The sequence below is a fragment of the Streptomyces chiangmaiensis genome, from assembly GCF_036281785.1.
GTDB lineage: Bacteria > Actinomycetota > Actinomycetes > Streptomycetales > Streptomycetaceae > Streptomyces > Streptomyces chiangmaiensis.
Genome location: NZ_JAYWVC010000539.1, coordinates 1 through 1,591 on the forward strand (window position 1 = coordinate 1; position 1,591 = coordinate 1,591).

At 69.9% G+C, this 1,591-nt stretch carries 2 protein-coding genes; both read left to right on the forward strand.

The genetic code is table 11. The annotated features are described in order from the left end of the window. The first annotated feature begins 162 nt into the window (after positions 1–162). The gene (locus VXC91_RS45350) at positions 163–618 is read left to right on the forward strand and encodes a hypothetical protein (RefSeq protein ID WP_329513169.1); all 456 of its coding nucleotides are present in this window, start codon (positions 163–165) and stop codon (positions 616–618) included. 58 nt (positions 619–676) lie between these two features. Further along, complete coding sequence (locus VXC91_RS45355) at positions 677–1,516, forward strand: transposase family protein (RefSeq protein ID WP_329513170.1); 840 nt, start codon at positions 677–679, stop codon at positions 1,514–1,516. The last annotated feature ends 75 nt before the right edge of the window (positions 1,517–1,591 follow it).

A 1,591-nucleotide genomic window follows, 5' to 3' on the forward strand; every position in this document is an offset into this window, starting at 1 on the left:
AAGCTCCGCCATCTTGAAGTGGCTGGTCAGGGTGCTGGTGTGATGTCGTTTCGGGGTGCTCGTGCTGGTCGTGGGCGGCAGTCTGGGGTGTAGATCGTCTGGCAGGAGTGGGTTTGTGGATTCCCGTCCGTCGTCGCGGGTGCCGCTCCTACGCTCCGGCCCATGATGGATCCCGAGGTGTTGGAGCGGATCGCCGCGCGGCGTGCGGAGCTGGACGGACTCGAAGAGCAGCTGGTCAAGCAGCTGTCGGAGGTACGAGCTGAGCGCGATGAGCTGGCCGTGGCCGAGCGGGTGTGGCAGCGGATGAGCGAGCAGCTCGCCGACGAGCGCACGAAGGCCGGGTCGCCGGTGGTCCAGGTGGCAGGTCGGGCGGTGCGGCTGGTCCCGGACCGTGGGCCGGGGGTGGCTGAGTCCGCACTGCCAGCGGAGTACCAGCGCATCCTGACCGCGGTGCGGCAGGCCGCCGGCCCGGTCTCCACCCGGCAGATCGGCGAGGTGCTGGGCTTGGACACCGGGGTACGGGGCAAGCTGGAGCCGTTGCGCGGGAAGCTCACGAAGCTGGCCGACCGCGGCTGGCTGCACAAACGACCCGAAGGGAAGTTCACCACCCGCCCGTGACCGGTCCGCACGGCGATCGGGGCGTAACCAAAGTGCCCCCGGCGGCTGTTGGAATTGTGTGACGAAAACCAAAGAGCACGCCGGGGACACCGTGTCCCTGGTCTACCAGTGCCGCCTGCCGCTGTCCACGCACACCCTGAACTACCTCTCCGACCTGCTGCGACGGCATCTCAAAGCGATACGGTCGAGGTGGCGGGCGCTGCCGCCCGGGAGGATCGCGGTGATCGTCTTGGCCGTGCTGCGGCACGATCAGCGCCTGGCCGACATGGCCGGCGGCAACGACATCTCCGCCACCACCATCCGGCGCTGGCGCGACGAGCTGATCCACCTGCTGGCCGCGAAGGCCCCTCGCCTGGACCGCGCTCTGAAGAAGATCGCCCGGCGGGGCGGCGAGGTCGTCCTGATCGACGGCACCCTCATCCCCACCCAGCGCCGTACCGGAGAGGCGAACCGCCCGAATTACTCCGGCAAGCATCGCCGCCACGGCCTGCACGTCCTCGCGCTGACCGACGAGCGGGGCCGTCTGGTGTGGATATCGGCCGCCCGGCCCGGCCGCACCCACGACATCACCGCCGCCCGCCGCGACCGCATCCTGGCCCACCTGCGTGCTGCCGGCCTCGGCGCCCTGGCCGACCTCGGCTTCCTCGGCCTGGACGACGACGGGGACGATCCCGTGGTCGTCACCGGCTTCAAGGCCACCCGCGCCCGCAAGCTCACCCCCGCCGAGAAGGAGGCCAACCGGGTCCTGGCCGCCGGACGCGTCCCCGTCGAACGCGGCTTTGCCCACCTGAAGAACTGGCGGATCCTCACCAAGCTCCGTACCGACCCCGCCCGCGCCACCCACCTGTTTCGCGCGCTGCTCGTCCTGACGAACATCGAGGCCACTACCGACAATTGATCTCTACCGCGGGTAGCCCACGATCAGCACAAGCACCGCGGAACAGCGTCAGCGGGCCGGGATCGGCTGAGTGAG